General features: G+C 73.3%; 2 protein-coding genes. Both read left to right on the top strand.

Translation table 11 applies throughout. From position 1 onward, the window contains the following. The first annotated feature begins 367 nt into the window (after window positions 1-367). Window positions 368-2,167 (top strand): ABC transporter ATP-binding protein, encoded by a 1,800-nt coding sequence (locus ACFWFR_RS17930; protein ID WP_377623947.1) that lies wholly within the window; start codon window positions 368-370, stop codon window positions 2,165-2,167. Then, window positions 2,164-4,002, top strand: coding sequence for an ABC transporter ATP-binding protein (locus ACFWFR_RS17925; protein WP_377623945.1), 1,839 nt, complete (start codon window positions 2,164-2,166; stop codon window positions 4,000-4,002). Before ACFWFR_RS17930 ends, ACFWFR_RS17925 begins: the two co-directional genes overlap by 4 nt. The last annotated feature ends 43 nt before the right edge of the window (window positions 4,003-4,045 follow it).

Genomic DNA, 4,045 nt, shown 5'->3' with positions numbered 1-4,045 from the left:
CGGCTGCGACGCGCCCGGCGAGTCGCCGCCGAACCACGCACTCGTCGGCCGGGTGCTCTAACGCGGTCCGCCCGTCCCACATCGTGTGACCCGGGCAATCATGTGGGAGACCGGTGCAACAATGCGACCGATGCCCTCCACCACCTCCAGACCGAGCACGTCCTCGGCTGACACGCCCGGCGGTCCCGACGGCGACGCTCCGGTGCGCGGCCCTGGCCGCCGCGCCCGGGGCACGGACGGCGGCCCGCCCGCCGGGCCACCCGCGGTCGGTGGACCGGCGCCCGTCGGCGGGCAGCCGGTGCCGGTCGGGTCCCGGCTGTCCACCTGGGCGTCGCTGCGCCGGCTCTACCCGTACGTGCGCCCTGCGATGCCTCGCCTCGTCGGCGGGCTGCTCTCGGCTCTCGGCGCGAGCCTCGCCGCGCTCGCGATCCCGCAGGTGCTCCAGTCGCTCGTGGAGGGACCGCTCGCCGCCGGCGCCTCGACCCACGACCTCCGTGCGCTCGTGGTGCCCGTCGTCCTGGTGCTCCTGCTCGGAGTGGCGGAGGCAGGGTTCGTGCTGCTGCGCCGCAACCTCGTGATGTACCCGGGCACGCGCATCGAGGCCGACATGCGGGTCGCGTTGTTCCGGCACCTGCAGGACCTGCCCGCGGCGTTCCACGACCGGTGGCCCGGAGGCCAGCTCCTCAGCCGGATCATGGGCGACCTCGGGCTGCTGCGCCGATGGCTGATCTTCGGCCTGCTGCAGCTCGTCGTGAGCGCGGTGACGATCGTCGTGGGCGTCGCGATCCTGCTCTCCACGGTCGGCTGGCTCGGGCTCGTGTACCTCGCCGGTGCGGTACCGGTCACGGTGATCGCGTTCCGGTTCTCGCGCCGCTACCGGGTCATCGCGCGCCTCTCGCAGGACCAGTCGGGCGACCTGGCCACGACGGTCGAGGAGTCGGTGCACGGCATCCGGGTGCTCAAGGCCTTCGGGCGGGGTGGCAGCGCCCTGCAGTCCTTCACCGGTCAGGCGGAGGAGCTGCGACGCACCGAGATCCGCAAGGCCGGCAACCAGGCCACGGTGACGACGTCGCTGCAGATGATCCCGGAGATCACGCTGGCGGTGTGCCTGGTGCTGGGGTCGGTCCTCGCCGTCCGCGGTGACATCACGCTGGGCAGCCTCGTCGCGTTCTTCCTCACCGCCGCCGTGATCAACGGCCCGGTCGTCGACCTCGGCATGACGCTGTCGATGACGCTCAACGCACGGACCGCGGTCGACCGCTTCTTCGAGGTCATGGAGACGCCGAACGACCTCACGGACCCGCAGGACCCGGTCGAGGTGGGTCCTGCCCGCGGGCACGTGGAGCTGCGCGACGTCTCCTTCCGGTTCGGCGACGCGAGCGAGCCCCTGCTCTCCCACCTCGACCTGGAGCTGCCCGTGGGGACGACGACGGCGCTCGTCGGGCTCACCGGTGCGGGCAAGTCGACCCTGGCGATGCTGGTTCCCCGCATCGCGGACGTCACCGGCGGCCAGGTGCTGCTCGACGGCGTCGACGTGCGCGCGATGCGCCGCACCGACGTGCGTCGCGCGGTGGCCGTCGCGTTCGAGGACCCCACGCTGTTCTCCGCCTCGGTGCGGGACAACGTGCTGCTCGGCGTCCCGGAGACGGGCCCCGACGCGGTGCCCGCCGCAGAGCGCGAGCGCCGGCTGCACGAGGCGCTCGAGGTGGCGCAGGCAGGATTCGTCGTCGACCTCCCGCAGGGCGTCGAGACGCGGATCGGCGAGGAGGGGCTGTCCCTGTCGGGCGGCCAGCGGCAGCGCCTGGCCCTCGCCCGGGCCATCGCCGTGCGCCCCGCGGTGCTCGTGCTCGACGACCCGCTCTCGGCGCTCGACGTCACGACCGAGGAGGCCGTCACCGGCCGGCTGCGCGAGGTGCTCGACGGGACCACGACCCTCGTGATCGCGCACCGGCCCTCGACCGTCGCGCTCGCCGACCGCGTCGCCGTCCTGCAGGACGGTCGGGTCACCGCGGTCGGCACGCACGCCGACCTCCTGGCCACCGACCCGCACTACCGGTACGTGATCTCGAGCCTCGAGGAGGACTGGGAGCAGGCCGCGACGCAGGGGGCCTCCGTTGACGGGCCCGAGGACCACGTGGACGACGACACGACGGAGGCCCACCCGTGAGCGGACCGACCACCCCGACCGAGCCGCCCCGTCGGCCCACCGACGCCGCGGCCGACGACGCCACGCGGCTCGACCGCGAGACTTCCGCGGCCGTCCGCGCCCGCTCGATGCGGCTGCTCGGAGAGCTGCTGCGGCCCCGCAGGCGCGCTCTCGCATGGGCCGGAGTCCTCGTCGTGCTCTCCACGCTCGGCCAGGTCGCCGGGCCGTGGCTCGTGTCTCTCGCGATCGACGTCGCCGTGCCCGCGCTCGCTGACGGCCGGGCCGCGCCGCTCGTGCTCGTCGGGTCGGCGTACCTCGTGGCCGCCGTCGTGGGCGGGCTGTGCGCGGGGGCCTACGTGCGCGCGGCCGCGCGCATCGCCCAGGGCGTGCTGCTCGCCCTGCGCCGCCGCGTGTTCCGGCACACGCAGCTGCTGTCGCTGGACTTCCACGAGTCGTACACGTCGGGCCGCATCATCAGCCGCCAGACCTCCGACCTCGAGGCCCTCCGCGAGCTGCTCGACGGCGGCCTCACAGGCGTCGTGTCCTCCCTCATGCTCATGCTGTTCACCGGCCTGGGCCTGTGGCTGCTCGACCCGGTCTCGGGCCTCGTGCTCGTCGTGGCGCTCGTGCCCGCGTGGCTGCTCACCCGGTGGTTCCAGAAGCACTCGCAGCTGTACTACCGCCAGCAGCGCACCACCTCGGCCCGGCTCATCGTGAAGTTCGTCGAGACGATGACGGGCATGCGCGCCGTGCAGGCGTTCCGTCGCGAGGCCACGACCGAGGCGGAGTACGAACGGCTCGGCGAGGAGTACCGCGACGCCAACCTGCGGATCTTCAGCGTCAACGGGCGGTATCAGCCCGGCCTCGTGCTGATCGGCAACGTCGCCGTCGCGGCGGCGCTCGCCGTCGGCGGGTGGCGGGTCTACCAGGGGTCTCTGGACGTCGGGGTGCTGGTCGCGGCGCTGCTCTACGTCAAGCGGTTCTTCCAGCCGATCCAGCAGCTCGGCATGTTCTACAACTCCTTCCAGTCCGCGACCGCCGCCCTGGAGAAGGTGTCCGGTCTCCTGGCCGAGGAGCCGACCGTCGTCGAGCCCACGAGGCCCACGCCCCTGCCGCACGCGCGCGGCGCGCTGCGCCTCGACGACGTGACGTTCCGGTACGGCGACGGGCCGGTCATCCTGCCGGACCTCGACCTCACGATCCCCGCGGGCCAGACGGTCGCGCTGGTGGGCACCACAGGGGCCGGCAAGTCGACGCTGGCCAAGCTCGTCACCCGGTTCTACGACGCCACGCAGGGCAGCGTCCAGCTCGACGGGGTGGACCTGCGTGACCTGTCCACGACGGACCTCCGGCGTGCGGTGGTCATGGTGACGCAGGAGGCCTACCTGTTCAGCGGGTCCGTCCGCGAGAACATCGCGCTCGGACGGCCCGACGCGACGCAGGCCGAGATCGAGGACGCCGCCCGTGCCGTCGGTGCGCACGAGTTCGTCATGGCGATGCCCGAGGGCTACGACACCGAGGTGAACAAGCGGGGCGGGCGGGTCTCCTCCGGGCAGCGCCAGCTCCTGAGCTTCGCGCGCGCGTTCCTCGCGGACCCCGCGGTGCTCGTGCTCGACGAGGCGACCAGCTCGCTCGACGTCCCGGGCGAGCGGCTGGTGCAGCACGGCCTGCAGACCCTGCTCGCGGACCGGACGGCGATCATCATCGCCCACCGGCTGTCCACGGTGGCCATCGCGGACCGCGTGCTCGTCATGGAGCACGGGCGCATCGTCGAGGACGGCTCGCCCAGCGACCTCGCGGCGGGGAGCGGCCGCTACGCGACCCTGCACGAGGCGTGGCGGGACTCGATGGCCTGAGGCCCGGCGGTCCATCGCGTTCCTCTAGTGCGTGGTTCGGCTG

The organism is Oerskovia sp. NPDC060287, assembly GCF_042726775.1.
GTDB classification, from domain to species: domain Bacteria; phylum Actinomycetota; class Actinomycetes; order Actinomycetales; family Cellulomonadaceae; genus Oerskovia; species Oerskovia merdavium.
The sequence above is the reverse complement of the archived record's forward strand: the minus strand, read 5'-3'. Positions and strand labels throughout refer to the sequence as shown.

What these genes read in the sequence shown, in the direction of transcription:
- ACFWFR_RS17930 (WP_377623947.1), top strand. Translation starts at nt 368, where the DNA reads ATGCCTCGCCTCGTCGGCGGGCTGCTCTCGGCTCTCGGCGCGAGCCTC.